The 26380-nt window shown below is 63.9% G+C and carries 26 protein-coding genes; 4 read left to right on the top strand and 22 right to left on the bottom strand.

The window, feature by feature from the left end; genetic code table 11:
• Positions 1-4 precede the first annotated feature (4 nt).
• From paaN to paaA, 6 genes are all read right to left on the bottom strand, one after another.
• Positions 5-1669 carry a phenylacetic acid degradation protein PaaN gene (paaN, locus tag ACFZAI_RS10920; protein WP_391566901.1) on the bottom strand — a complete coding sequence of 555 codons (1665 nt, stop codon included), beginning with the start codon at positions 1667-1669 and terminating at the stop codon, positions 5-7.
• 45 nt (positions 1670-1714) lie between these two features.
• Complete coding sequence (gene paaE, locus ACFZAI_RS10915) at positions 1715-2800, bottom strand: 1,2-phenylacetyl-CoA epoxidase subunit PaaE (protein ID WP_391566900.1); 1086 nt, start codon at positions 2798-2800, stop codon at positions 1715-1717.
• A gap of 13 nt (positions 2801-2813) precedes the next feature.
• On the bottom strand, positions 2814-3320 hold the full coding sequence (paaD, locus tag ACFZAI_RS10910; RefSeq protein ID WP_391566899.1) for a 1,2-phenylacetyl-CoA epoxidase subunit PaaD: 507 nt from the start codon (positions 3318-3320) through the stop codon (positions 2814-2816).
• Complete coding sequence (gene paaC / locus ACFZAI_RS10905; protein WP_391566898.1) at positions 3317-4081, bottom strand: 1,2-phenylacetyl-CoA epoxidase subunit PaaC; 765 nt, start codon at positions 4079-4081, stop codon at positions 3317-3319. Before paaC ends, paaD begins: the two co-directional genes overlap by 4 nt.
• 15 nt (positions 4082-4096) lie before the next feature.
• Entirely contained in the window at positions 4097-4381 is a 285-nt protein-coding gene (gene paaB / locus ACFZAI_RS10900; protein ID WP_050447891.1) for a 1,2-phenylacetyl-CoA epoxidase subunit PaaB, read from the bottom strand.
• Positions 4382-4490: 109 nt separating this feature from the next.
• Complete coding sequence (gene paaA / locus ACFZAI_RS10895) at positions 4491-5480, bottom strand: 1,2-phenylacetyl-CoA epoxidase subunit PaaA (protein WP_054423676.1); 990 nt, start codon at positions 5478-5480, stop codon at positions 4491-4493.
• Between the two features lie 172 nt (positions 5481-5652).
• Here paaA and paaX point away from each other — a divergent pair, with 172 nt between their 5' ends.
• A complete protein-coding gene (gene paaX, locus ACFZAI_RS10890; RefSeq protein WP_391566897.1) occupies positions 5653-6585 on the top strand; it encodes a phenylacetic acid degradation operon negative regulatory protein PaaX in 933 nt (310 codons plus the stop codon).
• A gap of 6 nt (positions 6586-6591) precedes the next feature.
• Here the strand turns inward: paaX and ACFZAI_RS10885 are convergent, their stop codons facing one another.
• Together ACFZAI_RS10885 and orn are read right to left on the bottom strand one after the other, a co-directional pair.
• Positions 6592-7245, bottom strand: coding sequence for an NAD(P)H-hydrate epimerase (locus tag ACFZAI_RS10885; RefSeq protein WP_391566896.1), 654 nt, complete (start codon positions 7243-7245; stop codon positions 6592-6594).
• A 139-nt stretch (positions 7246-7384) separates the two neighbouring features.
• Positions 7385-7930, bottom strand: coding sequence for an oligoribonuclease (gene orn, locus ACFZAI_RS10880; RefSeq protein ID WP_054423681.1), 546 nt, complete (start codon positions 7928-7930; stop codon positions 7385-7387).
• 61 nt (positions 7931-7991) lie between these two features.
• Here orn and ACFZAI_RS10875 point away from each other — a divergent pair, with 61 nt between their 5' ends.
• Together ACFZAI_RS10875 and rsgA are read left to right on the top strand one after the other, a co-directional pair.
• Entirely contained in the window at positions 7992-9242 is a 1251-nt protein-coding gene (locus ACFZAI_RS10875; protein WP_391566895.1) for a M48 family metallopeptidase, read from the top strand.
• A complete protein-coding gene (gene rsgA, locus ACFZAI_RS10870; RefSeq protein WP_391566894.1) occupies positions 9239-10201 on the top strand; it encodes a ribosome small subunit-dependent GTPase A in 963 nt (320 codons plus the stop codon). Before ACFZAI_RS10875 ends, rsgA begins: the two co-directional genes overlap by 4 nt.
• Before the next feature lie 57 nt (positions 10202-10258).
• Here the strand turns inward: rsgA and ACFZAI_RS10865 are convergent, their stop codons facing one another.
• On the bottom strand, positions 10259-10990 hold the full coding sequence (locus ACFZAI_RS10865; protein ID WP_391566893.1) for a CoA pyrophosphatase: 732 nt from the start codon (positions 10988-10990) through the stop codon (positions 10259-10261).
• A gap of 123 nt (positions 10991-11113) precedes the next feature.
• A complete protein-coding gene (gene rplS / locus ACFZAI_RS10860; RefSeq protein ID WP_006218237.1) occupies positions 11114-11494 on the bottom strand; it encodes a 50S ribosomal protein L19 in 381 nt (126 codons plus the stop codon).
• Between the two features lie 209 nt (positions 11495-11703).
• Between rplS and ACFZAI_RS10855 the strand changes: the two genes are divergently transcribed.
• Positions 11704-12576, top strand: coding sequence for a DMT family transporter (locus ACFZAI_RS10855; RefSeq protein ID WP_054423687.1), 873 nt, complete (start codon positions 11704-11706; stop codon positions 12574-12576).
• A gap of 13 nt (positions 12577-12589) precedes the next feature.
• Here the strand turns inward: ACFZAI_RS10855 and ACFZAI_RS10850 are convergent, their stop codons facing one another.
• The 12 genes from ACFZAI_RS10850 to aspT form a co-directional block, all read right to left on the bottom strand.
• Positions 12590-13090, bottom strand: coding sequence for a hypothetical protein (locus tag ACFZAI_RS10850; protein WP_391566892.1), 501 nt, complete (start codon positions 13088-13090; stop codon positions 12590-12592).
• 62 nt (positions 13091-13152) lie between these two features.
• Positions 13153-14619: a PA0069 family radical SAM protein gene (locus ACFZAI_RS10845; protein ID WP_391566891.1), complete on the bottom strand. Its 1467-nt coding sequence runs from the start codon at positions 14617-14619 to the stop codon at positions 13153-13155.
• Between the two features lie 212 nt (positions 14620-14831).
• Positions 14832-16130, bottom strand: coding sequence for a GTP-binding protein (locus ACFZAI_RS10840; protein ID WP_342066462.1), 1299 nt, complete (start codon positions 16128-16130; stop codon positions 14832-14834).
• Between the two features lie 41 nt (positions 16131-16171).
• Positions 16172-17080, bottom strand: a complete 909-nt coding sequence (gene cysD / locus ACFZAI_RS10835; RefSeq protein WP_054423693.1) for a sulfate adenylyltransferase subunit CysD — start codon at positions 17078-17080, stop codon at positions 16172-16174.
• 40 nt (positions 17081-17120) lie between these two features.
• Positions 17121-17879, bottom strand: coding sequence for a phosphoadenylyl-sulfate reductase (locus ACFZAI_RS10830; protein WP_391566890.1), 759 nt, complete (start codon positions 17877-17879; stop codon positions 17121-17123).
• A complete protein-coding gene (locus ACFZAI_RS10825) occupies positions 17876-18940 on the bottom strand; it encodes a sulfate/molybdate ABC transporter ATP-binding protein (protein WP_391566889.1) in 1065 nt (354 codons plus the stop codon). The genes ACFZAI_RS10830 and ACFZAI_RS10825 overlap by 4 nt, the downstream gene beginning before the upstream one ends.
• Before the next feature lie 26 nt (positions 18941-18966).
• The gene (gene cysW / locus ACFZAI_RS10820) at positions 18967-19869 is read right to left on the bottom strand and encodes a sulfate ABC transporter permease subunit CysW (protein ID WP_391566888.1); all 903 of its coding nucleotides are present in this window, start codon (positions 19867-19869) and stop codon (positions 18967-18969) included.
• Positions 19866-20756: a sulfate ABC transporter permease subunit CysT gene (gene cysT, locus ACFZAI_RS10815; protein WP_391566887.1), complete on the bottom strand. Its 891-nt coding sequence runs from the start codon at positions 20754-20756 to the stop codon at positions 19866-19868. The genes cysW and cysT overlap by 4 nt, the downstream gene beginning before the upstream one ends.
• 24 nt (positions 20757-20780) lie before the next feature.
• Positions 20781-21809, bottom strand: coding sequence for a sulfate ABC transporter substrate-binding protein (locus tag ACFZAI_RS10810; protein ID WP_391566886.1), 1029 nt, complete (start codon positions 21807-21809; stop codon positions 20781-20783).
• A 213-nt stretch (positions 21810-22022) separates the two neighbouring features.
• Positions 22023-22664, bottom strand: coding sequence for a peroxiredoxin (locus ACFZAI_RS10805; protein ID WP_024068184.1), 642 nt, complete (start codon positions 22662-22664; stop codon positions 22023-22025).
• Between the two features lie 93 nt (positions 22665-22757).
• Positions 22758-24584 (bottom strand): acyl-CoA dehydrogenase, encoded by a 1827-nt coding sequence (locus ACFZAI_RS10800; protein ID WP_391566885.1) that lies wholly within the window; start codon positions 24582-24584, stop codon positions 22758-22760.
• Between the two features lie 72 nt (positions 24585-24656).
• Positions 24657-26357: an aspartate-alanine antiporter gene (gene aspT, locus ACFZAI_RS10795; protein WP_391566883.1), complete on the bottom strand. Its 1701-nt coding sequence runs from the start codon at positions 26355-26357 to the stop codon at positions 24657-24659.
• Positions 26358-26380: the final 23 nt, after the last annotated feature.

The following is a 26380-nucleotide window of genomic DNA, read 5'->3' as shown; positions in this document are numbered from 1 at the left end:
CCTGTCAGACGTGACGGCGGGTTTGCACCACGCGGAAGCGGTTCGACACGAAGGCCGTATCGGACAGCGCCGCGTTGGCGGCCGGGTTGGCGCCGGTGCCGTGGAAGTCGCTGAAGGCCGCGGTCTGGTTGACGAACACCGCGCCCGTCAGGTTCAACGACAACGACACGCCCGACACTTCCGCCGCGTCCTGCACCTGATCGGCCACTTGCGGGTCGGTCGTGTAGGCGGACAGCGACAGCGCGCCATGCTGGATGACGCTATCGCGCGCCAGCTGGACGCTGTGCGCGGTGGAGTCGGTCGCCACCACGAAAGCGATCGGGCCAAACCATTCCTGGCTGATGGCGGCATTGCCGGCTTCCGTGCGCAGCAGCAGCGGCGTGCGGACGCGGGCATTTTCAAATTGCGGATGCGTCAGCGTCTTGCTGTCGGCCACCACCGGCAGACCCAGCGCGCGGGCCTTTTCGATGCGTTCGACAATGCCTTCGTTTTGGATGGCGCCCGTCAGTTCGACCGCGCGTGCGGCGTCGGCGCCCAGCTTTTCCAGCGCCACGCCCAGGGCGGCGGCAACGTCATCAAAGCTGACGCGGCCTTCCGGCGTGTTGATGCCATCGCGCGGCACGTAGATGTTTTGCGGCGCGGTGCACATCTGGCCCGAATACAGCGCCAGCGAGAACGCCAGGTTGCGCGCCACGCCCTTCAGGTCGTCGGTGGAATCGATGATGACCTGGTTGACGCCGGCTTTCTCGGTGTAGACCAACGCCTGGCGGGCATTGTTTTCCAGCCAGTCGCCGTTGGCGGTGCTGCCGGTGAAGTCGACGATCTTGACGGCTGGGTCCAGCGCCAGCTTTTGCGCCGTGTCGTCGCCGGCTTCATGTGCGGCCAGCAACACCACGTCGGGGTCAAAACCGGCTTCTTGCAGCACTTCGCGCGCGACCTTCACGGTGATGGCCAACGGCAGAATGGCGCCGGGGTGCGGCTTGACGATAACGGTGTTGCCGGTAGCCAGGCTGGCAAACAGGCCCGGGTAGCCGTTCCAGGTGGGGAACGTCGAGCAGCCGATCACCAGCGCCACGCCACGCGGCACCACGGTGAATTGCTTTTCCATGCGGATGGGGTCGTTCTTGCCCTGCGGCTTTTCCCAGATCGACACGCCCGGAATACGCGACATTTCCTGCCACGCGTACGTCACGGCTTCAAAGCCGCGGTCTTGCGCGTGCGGGCCGCCAGCCTGGAAAGCCATCATGAAGCCTTGGCCGGTGGTGTGCTGGACCGCGTAGGCGATCTCGAAGCTGAGCTTGTTCAACCGCGCCAGAATTTCCAGCGACACGCCCACCCACGCTTGCGGGCCGGCACGGCGCCAGTCTTCCAGCGCGCGCTTGGAAGCGGCAATGAGCTTGTCGACGGGCACGTGCGGGTACGTGATGCCCAGATCAAAACCATAAGGAGATTTCTCGCCGCCCACGGTGCCATCGGCATCATGCAGATTCAGCGGGAAAGGCTTGCCCTTCAGCGCTTCAAACGCGGCGCGGCCGTCGTCGTTGGCGGTTTCGCCATAGTTGCGGGGGCTGGGCGATTCGGCAAACGGGCTCCAGTAGCCGCGCAGTGCGGCGGCAGCCAGGGATTGTTCCAGCAGGGGCTGATGGCGTTCGAAGAATTTCTGGGACACTGCGTCTCTCCAATGAATAGGTTGTGTCTGACCGGCTGCGCCGTGTCAGGTTTCCTGGTCGAAGTCGATGACCAGGCGGTCGCTGACCGGGAAGCTCTGGCAGCTCAAGACGAAACCGCGCGCCACTTCGTAGTCTTCCAAGGCGAAGTTGGCATCCATGTCGACTTCTCCTTCGATGACCTTGCAGCGGCAGGTGGAACACACCCCGCCCTTGCACGAATACGGCAGTTCGATCCCTTGCGCCAGCGCCGAATCCAGCACGCTGTCTTTGTTCTTATCAATCACGAATTTACGGCTGTGGCCGTCTTGCACCACGGTGACTTCGCACTGCCCCTTGCCGGGCGCCTGGCGGGCGTCGTGGCCGGTACGCAGGGCGCGCGGCCCCTTGGGGGCGCCGAACAGCTCGAACTTGATGTTCGCCTTGGGAATGCCGCGCGCTTGCAGGTGCTCGACCACGCTTTCCGTCATGGTCTGCGGGCCACAGACAAAAGCGTAATCGATATCCTCGGGGCTCATCCAGGCCGACATCAACTGGTCAACCTTGTCGCCATCCAGGCGGCCGTTGAAGAGTTCGATGTCTTGCGTTTCGCGGCTCATGACGTACACCAGCGAGAAACGCTCCATGTACAGGTTCTTCAGGTCTTCGATCTCTTCGCGAAACAACACCGCCGACGATGCGCGGTTGCCGAAGAACAGCGTGAACTTGCTGTTCGGCTCGATGGACAGCGCAGTTTTCACCAGCGAGAACACCGGGGTGATGCCGCTGCCCACGGCGAACGCGACGTAATGGCGCTGGTTCTCGGGCGAGAAATCCACGGTGAAGTTGCCGGCCGGCGCCATCACTTCCAGCGTCTGGCCCGGCTGCAATTCCTGATTGGCCCAGCTTGAGAACGTGCCTTCGTCGACCTTCTTGATGGCCACGCGCAGCAGCTTGTCATGCGGCGCAGAGCAAATCGAATACGAACGGCGCAGCTCTTCGCCATTTAACTGCGTGCGCAGGGTCAGGTACTGCCCCGGCAGAAACGCGAACTCGTCGGCCAGCGTGTCGGGCAGATCGAAGGTTACGACGACGGCATCGCGCGTGTTGCGCGCCACCGAGGCCACCTTCAAGGAATGAAATTGGTTGCTCATCTTGAAACCGCTCTCAGTGAGTCTTGAAATAATCGAAGGGTTCGCGGCACGACACGCAGCGATACAGCGCCTTGCATGACGTGGACCCGAAGTTGCTGACCATCCGCGTGTCGTGCGAACCGCAGCGCGGGCACGCAATGGCGGGGGCGGCGGCGCGGCGGCTGATGCCCGAGATGTCGATGGCGCGTTCAGCGGGCGCGGCGATGCCGTAGCCCTTGAGCGCTTCACGGCCCTTTTCGCTCATCCAGTCGGTCGTCCAGGCGGGCGCCAGGCGGGTGTCGACACGCACCTCGTCGATGCCGTGGCGCGCCAGCGTCTGCTGGATGTCTTGCGTGATCTCGCGCATGGCCGGGCAGCCGGAGTACGTGGGCGTGATGACGACGACACAGGTGCCGCCGTCCCAGGTAACGTCCCGCACCACGCCCAGATCCACCACGGACAGCACGGGGATCTCCGGATCGGGGACCTCTTGCAGCCAGGTGTAGACCTGGTCGGCGGAAATGGGCGCCAGCGCGTTCACCACGTGGCTCCCGGATAGGCGCGCGGCAGGTACTGCATTTCGGCCAGCACGTAGCCCAGCGCTTCGGTGTGCTTGCCCTGGCGGCCGCCGCGATAGGCCAGATGGTTGGCGGCGGCGTCATCCGGCACGGTCAGCGTGGCCTCTTCCAGCACGTCGCGCACGTGGGCGATCCACGGTTCGCGCAACGCGGACAGATCACAGCCAATGCCGCGCGCGGCCACGTCCTGATCCACGGCGTCATCGGCGAACAGTTCGCCGGTAAAGCGCCAGGCGTCGTCGATGGCGGCCTGCATCTTGGTGTGGCTTTCATCCGTGCCGTCGCCCAGGCGCACGACCATGTCTGACGAGCGGCGCACGTGGTACGTCACTTCCTTGATGGACTTGGCCGCGATGGCGGCCACGCGTTCGTCAGTGGACTGCTCCAGCCGTTGCAGCAGGAAGTAGTGCCAGACGTCGAACAGGAACTGGCGCGCCATGGTGTCGGCGTAGTTGCCGTTGTCGCGTTCAACCAGCAGCACGTTGTGGAACTGATGCGCGTCGCGGTGATAGGCCAGCGCGTCTTCATCGCGGCCGGCGCCTTCGACTTCGCCCGCCAGCGTCAGCCACATGCGGGCTTGGCCCAGCAAGTCCAGCGCGGTGTTGGTAAGCGCCAGGTCTTCTTCCAGGATCGGGCCGTGGCCCGTCCAGGCGCCCAGCCGCTGCGACAGGATGAGCGACGAGTCGCCCAGGCGCAGCAGATATTCAAACAAAGTCTTGTCCATGTCTCCCCCGCCGCCTTACATGTGCTTGATTTCGTCGGGCATCGGGAAAAACGTGGGATGCCGATAGACCTTGCTGTTGGCCGGTTCGAACAGGGGTTCCTTGTCGCCGGGGCTGCTTGCCGAGATATCGGAGGCGCGCACGACCCAGATGCTCAGGCCTTCATTGCGGCGCGTGTAGACGTCGCGGGCGTGGTTGATCGCCATTTCGGCGTCGGAGGCATGCAGGCTGCCGACATGCTTATGCGCCAGGCCGTGCTGGCTGCGGATGAACACTTCCCACAAAGGCCAGTCTTTGCTCATGATGAATATCCTTGAAATGCCGGGCGCGCGCGGCGCGCTCCGGACGGCAATGATGAGGTGATGTCGCGGGTGGAAAAGAGAAACGCCGATGCGCGTTGGCCGGTTTGCTTCAAGCGGCCTTGCGCTGCGCCTTCTTGTCCGCGTAGGCGACCAGCGCGTCGCGTACCCAGGCGCCGTCTTCGTGCGCCTTGACGCGCGCGGCCAGGCGTTCCCGGTTGCAAGGGCCGTTGCCCTTGAGCACCGCGTAGAACTCGCTCCAGTCGATTTCGCCGAAGTCGTAGTGGCCACGTTCGGCGTTCCACTTGAGTTCGGGGTCCGGCACGGTCAGGCCCAGGTATTCGGCCTGCGGCACCGTCTGGTCCACCATCTTTTGGCGCAGCTCGTCATTGGAGAAGAGCTTGATCTTCCAGGCCATGGATTGCGCGCTGTTGGGCGAATCGGCATCCGAGGGGCCAAACATCATCAGGGCGGGCCACCACCAGCGGTTCAGCGAATCCTGAACCATGGCTTTTTGCTCGGGCGTGCCGTGCAGGCACATCTGCATCAGCAGGTCGTAGCCCTGGCGCTGGTGGAAGGACTCTTCCTTACAGACGCGCACCATGGCGCGCGCGTACGGACCATAGGAACAGCGGCACAGCGGGATCTGGTTGATGATGGCCGAGCCGTCAACCAGCCAGCCGATCATGCCGATATCGGCCCAACTGAGCGTGGGGTAATTGAAGATGCTGGAGTACTTGGCGCGGCCCGCATGCAGGTCGTCGATCAGGTCATCGCGCGACACGCCCAGCGTCTCGGCGGCGCTGTACAGGTACAGCCCGTGGCCGGCCTCGTCTTGCACCTTGGCCAACAGAATGGCCTTGCGCTTGAGCGACGGCGCGCGGGTGATCCAGTTGCCTTCCGGCAGCATGCCGACAATTTCCGAATGCGCGTGCTGCGAGATCTGGCGCACCAGCGTCTTGCGGTACGCATCGGGCATCCAGTCCTTGGCTTCGATGCGCACGCCGTCGTCAATGCGGCGCTGGAACGTCTGTTCGCGGCCTTCGAGCTGGTCCGCGGTCTTGACCTGCTTGACGCCGGTTTCGACGAGTTGAGCGTACATGTTTGTCTCCTTGAGACGGTTTGCGAAAACGCAAAGCAAACGTTCCGCAGTGCCGTCATGTCATAGGCGGATTATTTAATACAAAAAAACCATTGTCAAACTCAAATCTGTATCACATTGGATTTATGTATCATGTTGCAGATCCTGATAATGGCCGCTTGCGGCCCACCCTATGGCAAACCCTACGTCGCCTTTGGACCGTTTCCTGACCCGGTTGTTGAAAAGCGACCCGCCTCGCGCCAAATCGCTCTGCGTCAGCTTGCTGGGAGACGCGCTCGCGCCTCACGGCGGCGCCATCTGGCTGGGCGACCTCATCGAACTGCTGGCCCCGCTGGGCATCAATGAACGCCTGCTGCGCACCAGCGTCTTTCGGCTGGTCGCCCAGAATTGGCTGCAATCGGAACGGCATGGGCGGCGCAGCCTGTACCTGATTTCCGAACAGGGACTGAGACACACCGCCCATGCCTCGCAGCGCATCTACGAGGGCGCGTCGCAAGACTGGAATGGCGAATGGACGCTGGTGGCGTTGCCGCGCACGGGCAATGGCCTGGCCGAACGCGCGGAGCTGCGCCGCGAGCTGGTGTGGGAAGGTTTCGGCATGATCGCGCCGGGGCTGTTCGCCCACCCGCACACCGAGGCGCGGGCCGCGCACGACATCCTGGAAAAGCTGGGCATTCCAGACCGGGCGCTGGTGCTGTCCGCGCGTGACCTGGCTGGTGCGGGCGGCTTGCCTATCGCCAGTCTGGCTACGCAGTGCTGGAACCTGGACGACGTGGCCGAACAGTACCGGCAGTTCTCCAGAAATTTCGGGCCGGTGGAAAAGCTGCTGGAAGAAACGCCCGCCCCGGCGGACGCCTTCGTCATCCGCGTCATGCTGCTGCACCATTGGCGGCGGATCGTGCTGCATGACCCCCAATTGCCGGGGCCCATGCTGCCCGACAACTGGCCCGGGCATGCCGCGCGCGAGCTGTGCGGGCGGATCTACTGGAAGGTGTTCGATGCGTCAGAAACGCATCTGGATGCGCTGGCCGGAAAAGATAACGAACGCTACGCGCCATTGAAGGCGGACGTGGATGCGCGTTTCGGCGGCCGGCCGGCCGCTTGAGCCTGGCTACAAAGCGGGAGCCGGTCCGTTTTCCGTCGCGATCACCACGCCAAGCGTGTCCACGTAGCGCTCGCCTGCCGCATTGCGGCCCGCGCCAGGCGCGTCCAGCCCGCGCGCCATACCGATGAATGACAACGTCCAGCGGGCTTGCACCGGGCGGCCCAATGCCGCGCCGGTGTCGGCGTCAATGCCGCTGGGCACGTCCAGCGCCAACACGGGCAAGCGCCAGGCATTGACCCGGTCTACCAGCGACTGCCAGGCCTGCGTTAGCGGACGGTTGAGCCCGATGCCAAACAGGCCATCGATCACCACATCGAACGCAGATTGATCGGGTAATTCCGTCAGCACCGGCCCTTTTTTATCAGACCAGGCCCGCCACGCGGTGGCGGCATCGGGCGGCAATTTGCCGGGGCCGGATGGCAATAGGACGACCACATCATCCCCACGCTCGCGCAGCAGGCTTGCCGCCGTCAACGCATCGCCCCCGTTATTGCCGGGGCCAGCCAACACCAGGATGGAGATCGGATGGGGATAGCGGGCCGCGATGAACGCGGCGGCGGCCCTGCCCGCAAGCGGCATCAACGCCCGGCCTTCAGCCAGGGCAAGCTGCTCCGCGTGGCGGATCTGGGCAACGGAATAGGACGGGAAGTCGGACGGCATGGCGGCACACGGCTAGCGCCCCGGGGGCTAAGGCAGAGGCAGGGCCTGGGGCGAGCCGCTCGCCGCTGACGGCTGGCGGCTGAGCGCAGGCGGCCGGGCCGTGGCCCGTTCACCCCCCTCCAGGACGCCCCCCGATTTCTTACACTTTCAGGAAGTGTTCGCGGTAGTACTTGAGTTCGTCGATAGATTCGTAGATATCGGCCAGCGCTTCGTGGCGGCTCTTCTTTTCGAAGCCCTTGTAAACCGCCGGCGCCCAGCGTCGCGCCAATTCCTTCAGCGTGCTGACGTCCAGGTTGCGGTAGTGGAAGAACTGTTCCAGGCGCGGCATGTACGCAAACATGAAGCGGCGGTCCTGGCTGATGGTGTTACCGCACAGCGGCGACTTACCTGCCGGCACATGCTGCGCAAGAAACGCCAACAGCGTATCCTCTGCCTGCGCCTCGGTCACTGTCGACGCCTTGACCTTGTCGATCAGGCCGCTTTTGCCATGCGTGGACTTGTTCCAGTTGTCCATGGCGTCAAGCAGGCTGTCGGGCTGGTGAATCACCAGCACGGGGCCTTCGGCGACCACGGTCAGATCGGGTTCCGTCACCACAACGGCCACCTCGATGATGCGTTCTTTCTCAGGTTCCAGCCCCGTCATTTCCATGTCGAGCCAGACCAGGCGATTTTCGTTCACAGCCATATAATTTGCCTATAAAACACGCGATTTTCGCACATCCCTATTTGAGCTCACCGCTTCGCCCATGTTCACACTGCTGTTCGTAGCTTTCCTGCTGGCCGACATGGCCGTGCGCCTGTGGCTGGCAACGCGCCAGATCCGCCACGTCGCACGTCACCGCGATCAGGTGCCGGCTGAATTCTCTCACCGCATCGGGCTGACCAGCCATCAGCGTGCGGCGGATTACACGGTTGCCCGCGTCAAGCTGGGCATGCTGGAACGCACCTATGACGCGATCCTGCTCGTGTGTCTGACCTTGATGGGCGGGCTGCAATTCATCGACCTGATGGTAGGCCAGCTTACCAGCAATGACTTCCTGCGCCAGATGCTGTTGCTGGTGGTGGTGGCGCTGTTGCTGGGGGTACTGGGGTTGCCCTTTACGCTGTGGCGGCAGTTCAAGCTGGAAGCGCGCTTCGGTTTCAACCGGATGACGCCCGAACTATTCATTGCCGACACCGCCAAGGGCTTGCTCGTGGCCGCAGTGCTGGGCCTGCCGCTGGCGGCCGCGGTGTTGTGGCTGATGGGCAGTGCAGGCACGTACTGGTGGATCTGGGCGTGGGCGCTGTGGACGGCATTCAATCTGGTGCTGCTGATCGTCTATCCGATGTTCATCGCGCCGCTCTTCAACAAGTTCACACCGCTGTCCGACCCCGACCTGGCAGGCCGCATCCAGCGCCTGGCGCAGCGTTGCGGCTTCGCGCTGAATGGGCTGTTCGTGATGGATGGCTCGCGCCGGTCTGCGCATGGCAATGCCTACTTCACGGGCTTTGGCCGTTCGCGCCGCATCGTGTTCTTCGACACCCTGCTCGCCCGTTTGAACGGCGACGAGATCGAAGCCGTGCTGGCCCATGAACTCGGCCATTTCGCCAAGCGCCACATCATCAAGCGCGTCCTCTTCAGCTTTGGCGGCGCGCTGGTTTTCTTCGCCATCCTGGGCTGGATCGCCCAGCAACCCTGGTTCTACGTAGACCTGGGCGTGCTGCCGCAACTGGGCGGGCGCAACGACGCCATGGCCCTGCTGCTGTTCTTCCTGGTCATTCCTGTTTTCACTTTCATGTTCACGCCGTTGGCCAGCTGGTACTCGCGCCGCGACGAATTCGAAGCGGACCGCTATGCGGCCGAACAAAGTTCGCCCGAACGCCTGGTTTCCGCCCTGGTCAAACTCTACGACGACAACGCCGCCACGCTGACCCCCGACCCTGTGCATTCCGCCTTCTACGATAGCCATCCCCCCGCCGCCGAGCGCATCCGCCACCTGATGGCGGCTGCCGCATGAGCGCCCCGCGCAAAACCAAAAACGCCCCCGCTGGCGCCGCGTCTGCTTCGCAGGCCGCAAGCACCTTGCTGGATGGCCGCATCATCGCGGCCCACGGCCGCCACTACACGGTAGAGCTTGCCGACGGTTCGGTGCGCAAGTGCTTCCCGCGCGGCAAGAAAGCCGGCGCCGCCGTGGGCGACCGCGTGCTGGTTGCGCCGCAAGGCAAAGACGAAGGCGCCATCGACGCCATTCTGCCGCGCAGCAACCTGCTGTATCGCTCTGATGAAATGCGGTCCAAGCAGTTCGCCTCGAACGTCGACCAATTGCTGATCGTGATTGCCGTGCAGCCCACGTTTTCAGACGACCTGACCGGCCGCGCGCTGGCCGGCGCCTGGAGCGCCGGCATCTCGCCGCTGATCGTGTTGAACAAGACCGACCTGGTGGATGAATTGCCCGCCGCGCGAGCGCGTCTGGCGCCGATCGCCGCCTTGGGCGTGCCCGTCATCGAACTCAGCGCGCTGGAACCCGATAACGTCCACACGCTGCTGGCCCCGCGTTTGGCCGGCCGCACCAACCTGCTGCTGGGCCAAAGCGGCATGGGCAAATCGACGCTGCTGAACGCGCTGATCCCCGATGCGCGCGCAGCCACCCGCGAACATTCGACGGCGCTGGACATGGGCAAGCACACCACGACCAGCACGCGCTTGTATCACCTGCCCGAGCCAGGGGGCGACCTGATCGATTCCCCGGGGTTCCAGGCGTTCGGCTTGCAGCACCTGACCCGCGACGACATCATTCGCGGCTTCCCGGAATTCACCAAGCCGATTGAGCAATGCCGCTTCTACAACTGCACGCACCGGCAAGAGCCGGGCTGCGGTGTGGTGGCCGCGTTGGAGTCGGGGCAGATCAATCCGCTGCGGTATGCGCTGTATCAGCGCATCCTGGAAGAGAACCTGGCGGGGCAGCAGCGGTATTGAACGCGTGCCTGTCTCCCCGCCCGCACGCAGAATGCGCGCGGGTATTCAACACGGGGATCAGCGCGGCGCCAGGCCGTGACGCAGCAGGTGATAGAGGTTGCGCAACATGCCGGCGGTTGCGCCCCAGATGAAATGCTTGCCGTAAGGCATGCCGTAATAGTTGCGCACGCGGCCATCATCCAGCCGCGCTTCGTACAAGCGATGGTTGGCCGGGTCCATCAAGAAGGACAACGGCACCTCGAACACCTCGGCCACTTCGAACGCGTCGGGCGCCAAGTCAAACCCCGGCCTTACCAACGACACCACCGGAATGATGGAAAAGCCTGTCGCCGTCAGGTAGGGCGGCATGCTGCCCAGCACCTCCACGAAGTTGGCGGGCAGACCGGTTTCTTCTTGGGCTTCGCGTAGCGCGGCATCGACGGGCGTGGGGTCGCTGACTTCAATGCGGCCGCCGGGAAAGCTGATCTGCCCCGCGTGGTCATGCAGGTGCGCCGCGCGCTGCGTCAGCATGATGTGGACGCCGTTATCGCGCGTGACCAGCGGAATCAGCACGGCGGCCGGCACTGGCGTGCCTTCGCGTCCGGGATAGCGCAGATCGTTGTCGCGTGAAAGCTCCAGCGTCCAGGTGGACGGCTGGGTCAGCGTGCCCCGCAAAGAATCCGGGGTCAACAGACTGGCAGGCACGGCCGGCAGAGAATCGTTGGCCACTACCCACGGTTGCGTCGCCGGATCGAAGCCGGGGCGCACGAGCGGCCGTCGGGGCCGCGCGGAATACGAGGAATCAGACATACGGCTTTGCAAAAAGAAAAAGGCACCCTCGCAGGTGCCTTTTTAACCCGGAAACCTGTGCCGGACGGAAACGCTGAATGGCGCGAACGTCCGACACTGGTAGGGCCGTGTGCCGATAAGCGATCAAGCCGCCGAGGCTTGCTTGCTGACCAGCTTTTCCTTGATACGTGCCGACTTGCCCGAGCGGTTGCGCAGGTAGTACAGCTTGGCGCGGCGCACGTCGCCGCGGCGCTTGACTTCGATGCCGGCGATTTGCGGCGAGTACAGCTGGAACGTACGTTCCACGGCTTCACCCGACGAAATCTTGCGCACGGTGAACGCGGAGTTCAGGCCGCGGTTGCGCTTGGCGATGACAACGCCTTCGAAAGCCTGCACGCGCTTGCGGGTGCCTTCAACGACGTTCACGCTCACGATGACGGTGTCACCAGGAGCAAATTCAGGCTTGGCTTGACCGCCGGTCAGACGGGCAATTTCTTCCTGTTCCAGGATAGCGATGAGGTTCATTAGAACTCCTAGATCATCATGTCTTTGCGGGCTAAAACTTTTGCCGATCGATGTTGTTGCTGATGCCGCAAGCAGAGGATGAGATTTGGCAAACCAATGATTCTACACCAAAAATTCCGTTAGGCGTCGGGTAGAATGGCGACCTTCCTGCGGCTTTGCTGTACTCTTGCCGCTTCTGTAACAAACACGTCATCTGACGCTGTTCCCCCATGTCGTATACGTCCCTGTTATTGGTCGTCCTGGCGGCGATGGCCCACGCAACGTGGAATCTGCTCGCCAAGCGCGCGGCCATGGTGGGCGCTCCCTTCGTCTTCGCCTATGGCCTGTGCGCCTCGGTGCTCTACGCGCCCTGGGTGATCTGGGTGTTGCTGCACGACGGCATGACGTGGACCTGGCCCATCGTGGGCGCCATCCTGACCTCCAGCCTGTTGCATCTGGGCTACAGCCTGTGCCTGCAACGCGGATACCAGGTGGCGGATCTGTCGGTGGTGTATCCCATTGCTCGCGGGACCGGCCCCCTGCTTTCCACCACGGGCGCTTTTCTGCTGCTGGGCGAACCCGCCACCAGCACCGGCATCATCGGCATGCTGTGCGTGGTGATCGGCGTGCTGCTGATTGCTACCCAAGGGCGGCTGGCCATCTTCAAGCAGGCGCAGGCCTGGGTCGGTGTGCGCTGGGGGGTGGTGATTGGCCTGTTCATTGCGGCCTACACCGTGGTGGACGCCTATGGCGTCAAGGTGCTGCTGATCAGCCCCGTGCTATTCGACTGGTTTACCTGTGTCACCCGCACCACGATGATGACGCCTCACATGCTGAGCCGGCGCGCTCAAGCCTGGGAGTCCATGCGCGGACACTGGCATCTGGCGCTGGCGGTTGGGCTGCTATCGCCGTTGGGCTACATCCTGGTGCTGTACGCCTTGCGCAACGGTGCACCGCTGAGTCTGGTGGCCCCTGCCCGCGAGATGTCCATGATGTTGGGCACCCTGGCCGGCATGTTCCTGCTGCGCGAAAAGGTCGGACCGGGCCGCTTGGCCGGCTGCGTGTCGATCCTGATCGGCGTCGTGCTGCTGGGTTCCAGCTGAAAAACGGCCGGCCTCAGAACCCTGCGGCCGCGCCCAGCCACATCAAGCCGGGGATAATCGCCCCCCAGGCCAACACCATCACCACATCCAGCACCATGGCTTTCATGGTGACCTGGGACGTCACGGGTTCCACCGTGGCGTTACCCAGGCTGCGCTCGCGCACGGCGGTTGCGGCGGGCTGGCTGGGCGAAGCCGGTGCGGCCACCCAGCCAGCGGTATCCGCTACGGGCCGAGCCACCGGCACCGGCATCGGCACCGGCATACCGACGGAAACATTGGCTGCTTGGCCTGACAGCGCCCCCTCTTCCACCGGCGCGGGCGGGAAAGGCCAGCGTGCGGGCCGCGTGCTTGAGCGTACGCGCTGACGCGGCTCGGCGTCTGCCGACGTGTTCCAGGGCATGGCCAGACCGGCCAGCTTGGCGCACACGGCGCGGGCGCGATAGGCGCCGCGACGCAGCGGGTTCAGCGTCACGACGAGCTCGTCCGACAAAACGGAAATATCAGCGGTGTTCATAGGAACTCCTTGGAGAAACGATTCCATGCCGCCGCAGCGGCCGACGCGGCGGCAAGCCGCGATCAGTCAAACAACGACAACTGCCCGGCCGCCAATGCACGCAATTGGCGGGCACCGCGGCCAACCGCGCCGCTCACGGCAGGCAGGCCATCAGAAAGGGGGACCCCTGAAGACGCTTGCGCGCCAACCGGGGATAGGAAATCGGTAGCTTGGGCTGCGGTGAACAGCGACGGCGTGGCGTTAGCCGCCAGCGGCGGCTGGAAAAGATCACAGTCCAGCGCCAGGCGGTGGCGGTTCAGCCCCAGCTTGCGCGTGGCGACGGTGAAACGCTGGCGCAGCAAATCGGCCCAGATGCCGGTGCCGCGCATGCGGGAACCGAAGTTGGGATCGTTGCGGCGGCCATTGCGCAGGTCTTCAATGCGGTGCAACACGCGCTGGGCGCGGTCGGGGTAATGGGTGTTGAGCCAGTCTTCGAACAGGGTCTTGACCTCCCAGGGCAGGCGCAAGACGGTGTAGCTGGCGTAATGCGCACCGGCCGCCTTGGATTCCTGGAGGATGTGTTCCATGGACTCGTCGTTGATGAACGGGATGACCGGCGCCACCAGCACGCCCACCGGCACGCCGGCGTCGGTGAGACTGCGCACGGCCTCCAGGCGGCGCCAGGGCGCGGCGGCGCGCGGCTCCAGCGTGCGCGCCATGCCGGCGTCCAGCGTGGTGATGCTCATGTAGACCACCACCAGCTTCTGTTCGGCCAATGCCGCCAACAGATCAAGGTCGCGGGCGACCAGCGCGTTCTTCGTGACGATCGTGAGCGGATGCCGGGTTTCCAGCATCAGCTCGAGCATGCCCCGAGTCAGCCGCCAATCGCGTTCAATCGGCTGGTAAGCATCCGTGGCCGACCCGATGTTGATGGGCGACGGTTTGTAGCCCGGCTTCCCGAGTTCAGCCCGCAGCGCTTCCACGGCATTGGCTTTGGCGACCAGCCGGGTTTCGAAGTCGAGCCCGGGCGACATGCCCAGGTAGGAATGGGTCGGACGGGCGTAGCAATACACGCAGCCGTGCTCGCAGCCCCGGTACGGATTGACGGCGACATCAAAGGGAATATCGGGCGAATCGTTGCGCGACAGCATCTTGCGCGCTTCTTCCGCCGTGACGGTGGTCTTGGGGGCGGGCGGCGCAAGGCGGGTGTCGGGCAGGATCGGGATGATGGCCGAACCAGAACGCGAGCCAGCGCGCGCGTTGCCCGCCTCGGAACCCTGATCGGGGAAATCAGAAGGAAATTCGGAGAGGGGTTCGGCCGGGCAGTCGGCCGGGCAGTCAGACGGGAAATCAGACGGGAAAGTATCAGGGACGGATTCAACAAAATCCGCCGGCAGACCTGACGAGGACCAGCCATCGTCGACCTGCACGCGGTCATCGCGCTGAAAGCGATGCCGAACATTAGTAACCGCACCCCGACCGCGCAAGGCGGCGGGGGCGGCAGCCGGGGACCCAGAACCGGCGGGAAAAGAATGATCGGTGCGTGCCATAAAAACTACTGTACAAAAACACAGTGGTTTTGACAAGCACCAAAAGCCTTTTCGTAAGACAGCCCAACTTTACCGCAAGACGCGGACGCCGTCTGAACAAATCGATTTCATCAGGCGATATTGCCCGGAGAGCCGCACCAGCATTGAGTTTGGATGAAATACAACACCAAAAATCCAGGCCGGATTTTGTTGTTTTCCGGCCCATCCCCGGCTTATCGCAACATGCCCGCGGCAGCCGTCTGGTGCGTCGCCTCGTCGATCAAAATAAAGGCCCCGGTGGCAGGCACATCGGCATAGCGATCCACCGCCAATGCCTCGCGCGTGGTGAACGTCACGCGGCCGATATCGTTCATGCGCAACGTGCCTTCGGTGTTCTCCACTTCCTGCAATTCATGGATGTCACGATGCGACAACACCGCACGAATCTTCGCCGACGTGAGCCGCGTGCCCGACTTCAACAGATACTTGCGCGCCGGGTTCAACGCTTGCGAATCGAGCCAGCACAACTCGGCTTCGAACTCGCGCGTGACTTGCGCGGGTGCGGCGGTATGCACGATGACATCACCGCGCGACACATCCACATCACGGTCCAACACCAGCGTGACCGAATCACCCGCCACCGCTTCATCCAGCACGCGATCAAAGACTCGCACTTCCCGCACCACCGCGCTTACCCCCGACGGTTGCACGGTGATGGCGTCGCCCGGACGCAGCACGCCGCTTGCCACGCGGCCGGCATAACCGCGGAAGTCTTCCTTGCGGTCGCCATCATGGCGCGCCACCCATTGCACCGGGAAGCGCAGCGGCAACGCGCGGCCGTCGCTAGCCAGGTCCAGCGATTCCAGCAGCGCCAGCAAGGGCTGGCCTTCGTACCACGGCGTCTTCGGCGACAGCGTGACGACGTTGTCACCATTCAACGCCGACAAGGGCAGCGCATCGAAGTGTTCGATGCCCAGCTTGCCCGCCAGATCCGCATACGCATCGCGGATGCGTTCGAAGACGGCGCGGTCCCAATCGACCAGATCCATCTTGTTGACCGCGACCACAATGTGGCGAATGCCCAGCAAGCGCGCGATGGTGCTGTGCCGCTTGGTCTGCGCCAACAGCTTGCCGTCGGCCGCACGCGTGGCGTCGATGAGGATGACGGCCACGTCCGCCGTCGATGCGCCCGTAACCATGTTGCGCGTGTACTGCTCGTGCCCCGGCGCGTCGGCAATGATGAATTTGCGCGCGGGCGTCGAGAAGTAGCGATAGGCCACATCAATGGTGATGCCCTGCTCGCGCTCGGCTTCCAGGCCGTCGGTCAGCAGCGAAAAATCAATGCCGTCGCCCGCCACCCGCTTGTGCTTGGCGCGCGAGATCGCGTCCAGCTGATCCGCGAACACGCCCTTGCTGTCGTACAGCAGGCGGCCGATCAGCGTGGACTTGCCGTCGTCGACGGAACCCGCCGTGATCAGGCGCAGCACGCCCGTGCCGGCGCCGGAAAGGAAAGAATCATTCAGTGCGTTCATGTGCGTCCCCTGCCGCCGGCCGCAGCCGGCGTATCGTGCATTCAGAAATAGCCTTCCTTCTTGCGGCGCTCCATCGAGGCCTCGGAAGTCTGGTCGTCCATGCGCGTGGCGCCGCGCTCGGTGATATCCGTCACGGCCGTCTCGGCGATGATGGCGTAGGTGTCGGCGGCGTCAGACGCCACCGGGCAGGTGCAGGAAATATCGCCCACCGTGCGGAAACGCACCGGCAGGCGCTCGACCTGCTCGCCCTCTTGCGGCGGCGTCAAACGCGTCACCGGCACCAGCAGGCCCTTGCGGCGCACCACCTCGCGCTCGTGGCTGTAGTAGATCGACGGCAGCGCCAGCTGTTCGCGCTGGATGTATTGCCAGACGTCCAGCTCCGTCCAGTTCGAAATGGGGAACACGCGCATGTTCTCGCCGCGATGCACGCGGGTGTTGAACAGGTTCCACAGTTCCGGGCGCTGCGCCTTCGGGTCCCATTGGCCGAATTCGTCGCGGAAGGAAAAGATGCGTTCCTTGGCGCGCGCCTTTTCCTCATCGCGGCGCGCGCCGCCTATGCAGGCGTCAAAGCCGAATTCTTCGATCGCCTCAAGCAAGGTGACGGCTTGCGCCGCGTTGCGCGAATCGGTCTCGCGGCGCAGCACCACGCTGCCGCGCTTGATCGAATCTTCCACGCTGCGCACGATCAGGGTTTCGCCCAGTTCGGCCGCGCGCTGGTCGCGGAACGCAATCACTTCATCGAAGTTGTGACCCGTATCGATGTGCATGAGCGGGAACGGAAAGCGTCCCGGACGAAAGGCCTTTTCAGCCAGGCGCAGCAGCACCACGGAATCTTTGCCGCCCGAGAACAGCAGCACGGGCTTTTCGCTTTCAGCGGCCACCTCGCGCAAGATGAATATCGCTTCCGATTCCAGCCAATCCAGGTGGCTGCGTTGGATCACAGCAGACATAGGTATTCCCCTAAAACAGATTTCGAATTCATGGACGGCGTCAATCGCCGCGCGTCACAACACTGATGACCCGGTTGCCCGCATGCAGGCCGCATTCCTTGGAGTCCGACGACTCCCACCACCAGCGCCCCGCCCGCAGGTCTTCGCCGGGGCGGATCGCGCGCGTACAGGGTTCGCATCCGATGGACGGGTAGCCCTGGTCGTGCAGCGGGTTGTACGGAATGCCCAGCGCCCGGATCAGATTCCAGACGTCGTCTTCGCTCCACTCGGCCAGCGGGTTGAATTTGTAGAGGCCAAACGTGGCGTCTTGCTCTTCCAGCGGCAGTTCGCCGCGCGTGGTGGATTGCTGACGGCGCTGGCCGGTTATCCACGCGCCGCGTCCGGCCAGCGCGCGCTTGAGCGGCTCGACCTTGCGGATCTGGCAACAGGCTTTGCGCAAGTCCACGCTTTCGTAGAAGGCGTAGGCGCCGTGCGCCGCCACGTGTTGTTCGACGGCGGACGCATCAGGGCGGTAAACCGTCACGTCACGCCCGTAACGCGCGCGCACGGCGTCCAGCACGCCCAGCGTTTCGGCATGCAGGCGCCCGGTATCCAGCGTAAACACTTCCAGGTCCAGGCCCGATTCGTAGATGGCGTGCGTCAGCACCATGTCTTCGGCCGCCAGCGACGACGCCAGGGCGGCGTCCGGATAGCGGCGCTGGACTTGCGTCAGGCGCTCGACCAGCTCGCGCCAGCGTTGGGCCAACGCGGGTTCGAGCCTGGCGGAAAGATCAGCGGAAGGCAGGGACACGGTCGTCATGGCTGCACCGCAAAAATACGGGCGCGTCGGGGACGCGCCAACAAGGTTTCGCCATCGCGCAGATTCAGCTCCCGGTACTGGTACTCGGGCACTTCGGCTTCGATGATGGCGTCGGAATCCTGACGGGTCAGTTCCAGATACGCGCTGGGCCCGGCCAGATACGCATGCGCCAGCCGCACCGGTATCCCCTCGCCGCCCGCGCGATACCGTTCGATGTCGAACTCGTGCGGGCGCACATAGGCGGTGGCGCGCTGCGCATCGGCTTGCGCCAGGTCAGGCGCGGGCAGCGACAACCCCGCGCCTTCCCAAACGCCGCGCGTCGCCACACCCTGCAATTGGTTCACATCGCCCAGGAAGCCATAGACGAACGGCGTGGCCGGCCCTTCCCAGACTTCGCGCGGCGTACCCACTTGCTCGATACGGCCGGCGTTCATCAGCACCACGCGGTCGGACACTTCCAGCGCTTCTTCCTGGTCATGCGTGACGAACACGCTGGCCACGTTCAGCTCATCATGCAGCCGGCGCAGCCAACGCCGCAGTTCCTTGCGCACCTTGGCGTCCAGCGCGCCGAACGGCTCGTCCAGCAGCAGCACGCGCGGCTCAACGGCCAGCGCGCGGGCCAGCGCAATGCGTTGGCGCTGGCCGCCCGACAGCTGCGCCGGGTAGCGGTCGGCCAGCCAGTCCAATTGCACCAGCGTCAACAGCTCATGCACCTTGCGCTTGATCTGGTCTTCGGACGGGCGCTGCGAACGATGCTTCACACGCAGGCCGAAGGCCACGTTCTCGAACACCGTCATGTGCTTGAACAGCGCATAGTGCTGGAACACGAACCCCACCTGACGCTGGCGCACGTCCACCGCGGTGGCGTCTTCGCCCGCGAACAGCACGCTGCCGGCATCCGGCGCTTCAAGACCCGCGATGATGCGCAGCAGCGTCGTCTTGCCACAGCCCGACGGCCCCAGCAGCGCCACCAGCTCGCCGGTTTCGATGTGCAGCGATACGTCATTCAGCGCCCGGAACTGGCCGAACTGCTTGGATAGATTACGAACTTCGATACTCATGCTTGTCTCCGTCTGAACCGGGCGCGTCAGGCGACGGCCGGTTTGAGGGTTGGCGCCGGTTGGCCGGGGTATTCGACCGGCAGGTCGGCCGCCCGCAGGAAGCGCGCGTTGCGCCACTCGACTACGTTCTTCGCCACCAGCGTCACCAGCGCCAGCAAGGCCAGCAGCGATGCCACGGCAAACGCCGCGGAGTACTGGTATTCGTTGTAGAGAATCTCGACGTGCAGCGTCATCGTGTTGGTCAGGCCCCGGACTTGCCCAGACACGACCGACACCGCGCCGAATTCGCCCATGGCCCGCGCATTGCACAGGATGGCGCCGTACAGCAGGCCCCACTTGATGTTCGGCAGCGTCACGCGCCAGAAAATCTGCCAGCCGCTGGCGCCCAGTGTCAGCGCGGCCTGCTCTTCTTCGCTGCCCTGCGCCTGCATCAGCGGAATCAATTCACGCGCCACAAACGGAAAGGTGACAAAGAGCGTGGCCAGGATGATTCCCGGCACGGCGTAGACGATCTTGATGTCGTGGGCCTGTAACCAGCCGCCCAGCCAGCCTTGCGTGCCGAACAGCAAAATAAACACCAGCCCGGCCACCACCGGCGACACCGAGAACGGCAGATCAATCAAGGTGATCAGGAATTGCTTGCCGCGAAACTGGAACTTGGTGATGGCCCACGCGGCCGCCACGCCGAACACCAGGTTCACCGGCAGCGCAATCGCCGCCACCAGCAACGTGAGCTTGATGGCGGACCACGCGTCCGGCTCGACGATGGCGTCCAGATACAGCTTCCAGCCTTTCTTGAATGCCTCGGCGAAAACGGCAGCCAGCGGCACCAGCAGAAACAGCGTCAAAAACGCCAGCGCGATAAACAGCAGAATGCCGCGCACCCAGCGCGGCTCGGTCAGATGGGCCGGACGATCCGATGCGCTCATGCGAGCCTCCCCAGGTTGCGGCGCGCCTGCCAGCCTTGCAGCAGGTTGATGACCAGCAGCAGCACGAACGACAACACCAGCATTACGGTAGCGATGGCGGCAGCGCCGGCGTAGTCGAACTGTTCAAGCTTGGAAATGATCAGCAGCGGCGTGATCTCGGACACCATGGGCATGTTGCCGGCGATGAACACCACCGAGCCGTACTCGCCCACCGCGCGCGCAAACGCCAGCGCAAAACCCGTCATCAGCGCTGGCGTGATGGTGGGCAGCAAGACGCGGCGAATGGTCTGCCAGCGGCTTGCGCCCAGGCTGGCCGCGGCTTCTTCGATTTCGCGTTCCACGTCTTCCAGCACCGGCTGCACGGTGCGCACCACAAACGGCACGCCGATAAAGATCAGCGCAATCACAATGCCCAGCGGCGTGAACGCGACCTTCAGGCCAAACCATTCAGACAGCGGCCCGCCCAGCCAGCCCTTTTCGGAATACAGCGCGGTCAGCGCAATGCCAGCCACCGCCGTCGGCAGGGCGAACGGCAAGTCCACCAGCGCGTCCAGAATCTTCTTGCCGGGAAAGCGATAGCGCACCAGCACCCAGGCCACAACCGTGCCGAACACCAGATTCACCAGCGCCGCAATTAGCGATGCGCCGAACGTCAGCTGATAAGACGCCATCACCCGAGGCGCCGTCACGGCGTCCCAGAACCCTTGCCAGCCCAGTTCTGCGCTCTTGATGGGCAAGGCTGCCAGGGGGATCAACACGAGCACGCTCAGATACAGCACCGCGTAACCCATGGAAATGCCGAATCCGGGCAGCACGCCCGGGCTGTTGCGCCGAACGGCAAAAGGCGCTTGCGCGCCGTTTGCCGCCGGGTTCGAGGCAGTCGTCATAGCCGTCGTCCGATCGTCGTCTGATTATTTCTTTTGCGGCAGGTAAATCTGGTCGAAGGTGCCGCCATCACTGAAGTGATCTTTCTGCGCCTTGCGCCAGCCGCCGAAGATCTTGTCGTCGATGGTGACGAGCTTGACCTTGGGGAACTTGCTTTCGTACTTAGCGGCGACCGTCTTGTCGATGGGCCGGTAATAGTTCTTCGCAATGATTTCCTGCGCGGCAGGCGTGTACAGGAATTCCAGATAGGCCTGCGCGGCGGCGCGGGTGCCCTTCTTGTCGACGATCTTGTCGACGATGGCCACCGGCGGTTCGGCCAGGATGGACAGCGACGGCACCACGATGTCGAACTTGTCCGGACCCAGCTCTTCCAAGGCCAGAAAGGCTTCGTTTTCCCAGGCCAGCAGCACGTCGCCCACCCCGCGTTCGACGAAGGTGGTGGTGGCGCCGCGTGCGCCCGTATCCAGCACCGGCACATGCTTGAGCAGGTCGCCGACATACGCGCGGGCCTTCTCTTCGCTGCCGCCGTTCTTCTCCAGCGCATAGGCCCAGGCGGCCAGGTAATTCCAGCGCGCGCCGCCCGAAGTCTTCGGGTTCGGGGTGATGACTTGCACGCCGTCTTTCACCAGGTCGTCCCAGTCCTTGATGGCCTTGGGGTTGCCCTTGCGCACCAGGAACACGATGGTGGAGGTATAGGGCGAGCTGTTCTGCGGCAAACGGGTCTGCCAGTTCTCGGGCACCAGGCCGCGGTCGGCGATGGCGTCGATGTCATAGGCCAGCGCCAGCGTCACCACGTCGGCTTCCAGCCCGTCGATGACCGAACGCGCCTGGCGGCCGGAACCGCCGTGGGATTGGCGGATCGTCAGGTCGACGTTGGCCTTTTCCTTGTACTGCTTGATGAAGGCGTCATCGATGGCGCGATAGAGCTCGCGCGTCGGGTCGTAGGACACGTTCAGCAAGGTCTGCTTTTGCTGCGCGTGGGCCGGGGCGATCGCCGCCAGCGAAACTGTCACCGCCGCGAACGCGGCCAACCAACCGGCTTTCCTGAACGACATCCTTTGCTCCCTGTATTTGGCAATGTGGAAGCAAGTGTGCTGGCTGGACATTCTGAACGGAACGAATCATTTTTTGATTGCTCATCGCCTCCAGGCATATAGGACAAGTCGTACGCATAAAAAAAACCACCGCGTTTCCCTATGAGAAAGGCGGTGGTTCGGGCGGCTGAACGCCGCATTCGGATGGAGGTTGCTACCCCCCAAATTCCGAATTTACTTATTCGGTTGAGGCGTAATGCGCAGGTACGGGCGCACGGCCTTGTAACCCTTGGGGAACTTCTGCTTGATCACGGCTTCGTCTTGCAGGGACGGAACGATGATCACATCGTCGCCATCTTCCCAGTTGACCGGCGTGGCCACGCTGTGGCTATCGGTCAGTTGCAGCGAATCGATAACGCGCAGGATCTCGTTGAAGTTACGGCCCGTGCTGGCCGGATACGTGATGATCAGGCGCACCTTCTTGTTCGGATCGATGATGAACACCGAACGCACCGTCAGGGTGGCGTTGGCGTTCGGGTGGATCATGTCGTAGAGCTCGGAAACCTTGCGGTCCTTGTCGGCCAGGATCGGGAAGTTGACCTTGGTCGATTGCGTGTCGTTGATGTCTTCGATCCACTTGGAGTGGGAATCGGCGCCGTCCACCGACAAGGCCAGCACCTTCACGTTGCGCTTGGCGAACTCGTCCGCCAGCTTGGCCGTGTAGCCCAATTCGGTCGTGCACACCGGCGTGAAATCGGCCGGGTGCGAAAACAGCACCCCCCAGCTATTGCCCAGATATTCGTGGAAGCGGATGGGGCCGGCCGAGGATTCCTGTTCGAAATCGGGGGCGGTATCGCCCAGACGTAGATGACTCATGGTGTCTCCTATGCAGATGCAGTTGAGAGTGGCTCGTGTGAAACGATTCTTCCATCAAACCTTCGGTGGAGGAAATACGCAAGCCATATAACCTTATGCAATATCTGAAGCCGCTCCGCAAGCGTCTGCAACGACGCCGGCACGCACCGCGGCAGACAGCGACAATGCGCGCGGCAGGATGTGCGCGGCATAGAACAATCCGGTTGCGATCTTTGACGAATGGAACGGGTCGGTGGACCCCGCGGCAAGGTGCTTGCGGCAAGCCAGCACCGCGCGCGCCATCTGCCAGCCGCCATGCACCACGCCCGCCAGCATCAGGTACGGCACGCTGCTGGAATACACGGCCCGCACGTTTGCGGCCGACTGCTCAAGAATGAAACCCACGCCGGCTTCATAGGCCTGAATGGCGCTGTCCAGGTTGTCGCGCAACAGGCGCAGCGCATCGCGTTCGTTCGCCGCCGCCCGGGTCGATTCCGCTTCCACCGCACGCAACGTTTCGCGCATCGCCGCGATGGCCGCATAGGCGGTGGCGCCGCCGTCACGCTGCGTCTTGCGGCCGACCAGATCATTGGCCTGGATGGCGGTGGTGCCTTCGTAGATGGGAAGAATGCGCGCATCGCGGTAGAACTGGGCCGCGCCCGTTTCCTCAATGAAGCCCATGCCGCCGTGCACCTGAATGCCCAGCGAGGCCACTTCCACGGCCATTTCGGTGGAATAGCCCTTCACCACCGGCACCATGTATTCGTAAAACGCGCGGTTGCGTGAACGCTGTTCCGGGTCAGGGTGATGCGTGCCCTTGTCGTGCGCAGCGGCCGTCACGTAGGACACCGCGCGCGCCGCTTCCGTCAGCGCCTTCATCGTCAACAGCATGCGCTGCACATCGGGGTGGCGCACGATGGCCACCGGCCCCGGCGACCCTTCCACCGCGCGGCCCTGCACGCGTTCGCGCGCATAGGCCAGCGCATGCTGATACGCGCGTTCGGATACGCCGATGCCCTGCTGCCCCACGGAGTAACGCGCCGCGTTCATCATGATGAACATGTATTCCAGGCCGCGGTTCAGCTCGCCCACCTGATAGCCCACCGCGCCTTCGCCGACATCGCCCTTGCCCGACCCGTACAGCAGCTCGGCGGTGGGGCTGCCATGGATGCCCAGCTTATGTTCCAGCGATGCGCACCACACGTCGTTGCGCTTGCCCAGGCTGCCGTCGGCGTTGACCAGGAACTTCGGCACGATAAAGAGCGAGATGCCCTTCACACCGGCCGGCGCATCCGGCGTGCGGGCCAACACCAGGTGGATGATGTTCTCGGCCAGGTCGTGTTCGCCAAACGTGATGAAGATCTTCTGCCCGAACAGGCGGAACGTGCCGTCGTCCTGGCGCACCGCGCGCGTGGCGACCTGGGCCAGATCGGACCCCGCCTGCGGCTCGGTCAGGTTCATGGTGCCCGTCCATTTGCCGGCGATCAGGTTCGGCACATATTGCTTGCGCTGCGCTTCCGACCCCACCGTCAGCACGGCTTCGATCACGCCGTCCGTCAGCATCGGGCACAAGGAAAACGCCAGGCTGGCCGCCTGGATATTTTCACCTGGCGCTGCCGCCACCAGCTTCGGCAGCCCTTGTCCGCCCCACATCTGCGGATGCTGCAAGCCCTGCCAGCCGCCTGCCGCATAGTCCTTGAACCCCTGGGCGTAGCCGGGCGTGGTCGTGACCTGCCCATCTTTCCAGACGGGCGGCTGCGTATCGCCTGGCACGTTCAGGGGCGCCACGGCCTGCTCAACAAAGTGGCCGTTCTCGTCCAGGATGGCGTCCACCAGGTCGGGCGTTATCTCTTCAAACCCGGGCAATTTCAAAATGGCGTCCAGGCCGGCAAGCTCTTTCAGCGCGAAGCGGAAATCCTGTAGCGGGGTGACATAGGGCATTGCGTCTCCGTGGGCAAATGACAGCGAGGCGCCGGGCGCCTCGTGTCTACTGCGATTCTTGATGTGTGCGGTTTAACTCAGATGGTACGCCAATGACACAATGATCGGCCCCAGCACCGGCAGCAACACGTTGGCGATCGCGTAGGTGACGGTGTAACCCAATAGCGGCACGGAGCTGCCGCTGGCATTCAGGATGGCGCTGATGGCGGGGGTGCTGACGTGCTGGCCGGCAATGGCGCCCACGAGCAAGGGCCCTTCAATCTTCAGGATCTTGTGGCCCACCCATAGCGACAGGCAGGCAGGCCCCAGCGACACCAGCAAGCCAATCAACGGCAGCACGGCGCCGTGCTCACGGATCAGCGACACCGCCTCCGGCCCCGCCGACAATCCCACGCAGGCCACAAATACCGCCAGCCCCAGGTCTTTCAGCAACTGCACGGCATGGCCGGGTATATGCCCCAGCGCAGGCCGCTTGGCGTTGATCCAGCCGCAGACGAGCCCGCTGACCAGCGCCCCGCCGCCACTGCCCAGCGAGACCGGAATGCCCCACATGCGCGCGCTCAGGCTGCCGATCATCAGCCCGGCAAGAATGCCGAAGGCCAGAAACACCAGGTCGGTGATGCCGCTGCGGCGCAGCTCGTTACCCAGCGCCGCGCCGGCTTCCGACAATTCGGGTTCGGCGCCCACCAGCGTGACCAGATCGCCATACTGCACGACGGTGGCCGGCGTCAGCGGCAACACATGGCCGGAACGCATGATGGATTGCACGAACACGCCGCGCGCCCGGCGCGCGCCGGGCCGCTTGGACAGCTCGCCCACCGTGTGTCCGTTGATGGTCTTCTTGTTAACGATTACCGCCAGCTCGCTCAGTTGAAGGTCATCCACATGGCCTTCAGGCAGCTGGATTTCGGGGCCGACGACCGCCCCCGCGCGCAGCGCGAACCGGCGCAAGCCCAGCACCACGACGATGTCGCCCGTCTTCAGCGTGTCTTCGGGCGTGGCGTCCACCCCTTCGCCATTGCGCAGGATACGGCTGATCACCGTGCGTCCGCCCAATTGCGCTTCAACGTCGCCCACGCGCATGCCATCGGCGTCCTTAACCACATGGGCGCGCCCGACCAGGCGGGGCAACGTCGGCAGGTTGGCTTCTTCGTTATCGCCCGATGCGACGCCCAGCTTCTCTTCCAACGCTTTGGACGCCTCGCGCAAGTTGATGCGCAACAGCGCAGGCGCGACCTGGCTGGTGAAGAACACGATGCTGATCAGGCCCACCAGATAGGTCAGCGTGTAGGCCGTGGCGATGTTGGCTTCCATGCGCTGCACTTCCGCGTCGGCCAGCCCCAGATGCTTGAGCGCTTCGGCCGCCGTGCCCACCACCGCCGATTCCGTCGCCGCCCCCGCCGCCAGCCCCGCTGCCGTGCCGGCATCCAGGCCAAACAGCGACACGGCGGCCAGCACAATGGTCAGCACCAGCAGCGCCTCGATGATGGGCAGGGCGATGTAGCGCAGGCTGGAACGGTTCAGGTTGGCGAAGAACTGCGGGCCGCCGGAGTAGCCCATGGCAAAGATGAACAGGGCGAACGCAACCTCTTTCAAGTCGCCGCGCATCTGGCAGCCCGTCTGGCCGATCAGCAGGGCGACGATGAGGGTTCCGCACACCCCGCCCAGCTGAATCGGCCCGACCTTGAGCTTGCCGATCAGGTATCCCAAACCCACCGTCACGAACAACACGGCGATGGGGACGCTATTGAAAAACCCGACTGAGCACGTCATGAGGTCATGTCGCCCTGTGGTTG

Source organism: Achromobacter sp. NPDC008082, assembly GCF_042957345.1.
GTDB classification, from domain to species: domain Bacteria; phylum Pseudomonadota; class Gammaproteobacteria; order Burkholderiales; family Burkholderiaceae_B; genus Achromobacter; species Achromobacter kerstersii_A.
Note: the sequence above shows the minus strand (reverse complement) of the source record. Positions and strands in the feature narration are given on the sequence as shown.

Bases quoted from the DNA above. Each gene is read 5' to 3' on its own strand.
- paaE (WP_391566900.1), bottom strand. From the start codon at position 2,800: ATGAGCAACCAATTTCATTCCTTGAAGGTGGCCTCGGTGGCGCGCAAC.
- paaC (WP_391566898.1), bottom strand. From the start codon at position 4,081: ATGGACAAGACTTTGTTTGAATATCTGCTGCGCCTGGGCGACTCGTCG.
- paaB (WP_050447891.1), bottom strand. From the start codon at position 4,381: ATGAGCAAAGACTGGCCTTTGTGGGAAGTGTTCATCCGCAGCCAGCAC.
- paaA (WP_054423676.1), bottom strand. From the start codon at position 5,480: ATGTACGCTCAACTCGTCGAAACCGGCGTCAAGCAGGTCAAGACCGCG.
- paaX (WP_391566897.1), top strand. From the start codon at position 5,653: ATGGCAAACCCTACGTCGCCTTTGGACCGTTTCCTGACCCGGTTGTTG.
- ACFZAI_RS10885 (WP_391566896.1), bottom strand. From the start codon at position 7,245: ATGCCGTCCGACTTCCCGTCCTATTCCGTTGCCCAGATCCGCCACGCG.
- orn (WP_054423681.1), bottom strand. From the start codon at position 7,930: ATGGCTGTGAACGAAAATCGCCTGGTCTGGCTCGACATGGAAATGACG.
- ACFZAI_RS10875 (WP_391566895.1), top strand. From the start codon at position 7,992: ATGTTCACACTGCTGTTCGTAGCTTTCCTGCTGGCCGACATGGCCGTG.
- rsgA (WP_391566894.1), top strand. From the start codon at position 9,239: ATGAGCGCCCCGCGCAAAACCAAAAACGCCCCCGCTGGCGCCGCGTCT.
- ACFZAI_RS10865 (WP_391566893.1), bottom strand. From the start codon at position 10,990: ATGTCTGATTCCTCGTATTCCGCGCGGCCCCGACGGCCGCTCGTGCGC.
- rplS (WP_006218237.1), bottom strand. From the start codon at position 11,494: ATGAACCTCATCGCTATCCTGGAACAGGAAGAAATTGCCCGTCTGACC.
- ACFZAI_RS10855 (WP_054423687.1), top strand. From the start codon at position 11,704: ATGTCGTATACGTCCCTGTTATTGGTCGTCCTGGCGGCGATGGCCCAC.
- ACFZAI_RS10850 (WP_391566892.1), bottom strand. From the start codon at position 13,090: ATGAACACCGCTGATATTTCCGTTTTGTCGGACGAGCTCGTCGTGACG.
- ACFZAI_RS10845 (WP_391566891.1), bottom strand. From the start codon at position 14,619: ATGGCACGCACCGATCATTCTTTTCCCGCCGGTTCTGGGTCCCCGGCT.
- ACFZAI_RS10840 (WP_342066462.1), bottom strand. From the start codon at position 16,130: ATGAACGCACTGAATGATTCTTTCCTTTCCGGCGCCGGCACGGGCGTG.
- cysD (WP_054423693.1), bottom strand. From the start codon at position 17,080: ATGTCTGCTGTGATCCAACGCAGCCACCTGGATTGGCTGGAATCGGAA.
- ACFZAI_RS10830 (WP_391566890.1), bottom strand. From the start codon at position 17,879: ATGACGACCGTGTCCCTGCCTTCCGCTGATCTTTCCGCCAGGCTCGAA.
- ACFZAI_RS10825 (WP_391566889.1), bottom strand. From the start codon at position 18,940: ATGAGTATCGAAGTTCGTAATCTATCCAAGCAGTTCGGCCAGTTCCGG.
- cysW (WP_391566888.1), bottom strand. From the start codon at position 19,869: ATGAGCGCATCGGATCGTCCGGCCCATCTGACCGAGCCGCGCTGGGTG.
- cysT (WP_391566887.1), bottom strand. From the start codon at position 20,756: ATGACGACTGCCTCGAACCCGGCGGCAAACGGCGCGCAAGCGCCTTTT.
- ACFZAI_RS10810 (WP_391566886.1), bottom strand. From the start codon at position 21,809: ATGTCGTTCAGGAAAGCCGGTTGGTTGGCCGCGTTCGCGGCGGTGACA.
- ACFZAI_RS10805 (WP_024068184.1), bottom strand. From the start codon at position 22,664: ATGAGTCATCTACGTCTGGGCGATACCGCCCCCGATTTCGAACAGGAA.
- ACFZAI_RS10800 (WP_391566885.1), bottom strand. From the start codon at position 24,584: ATGCCCTATGTCACCCCGCTACAGGATTTCCGCTTCGCGCTGAAAGAG.
- aspT (WP_391566883.1), bottom strand. From the start codon at position 26,357: ATGACGTGCTCAGTCGGGTTTTTCAATAGCGTCCCCATCGCCGTGTTG.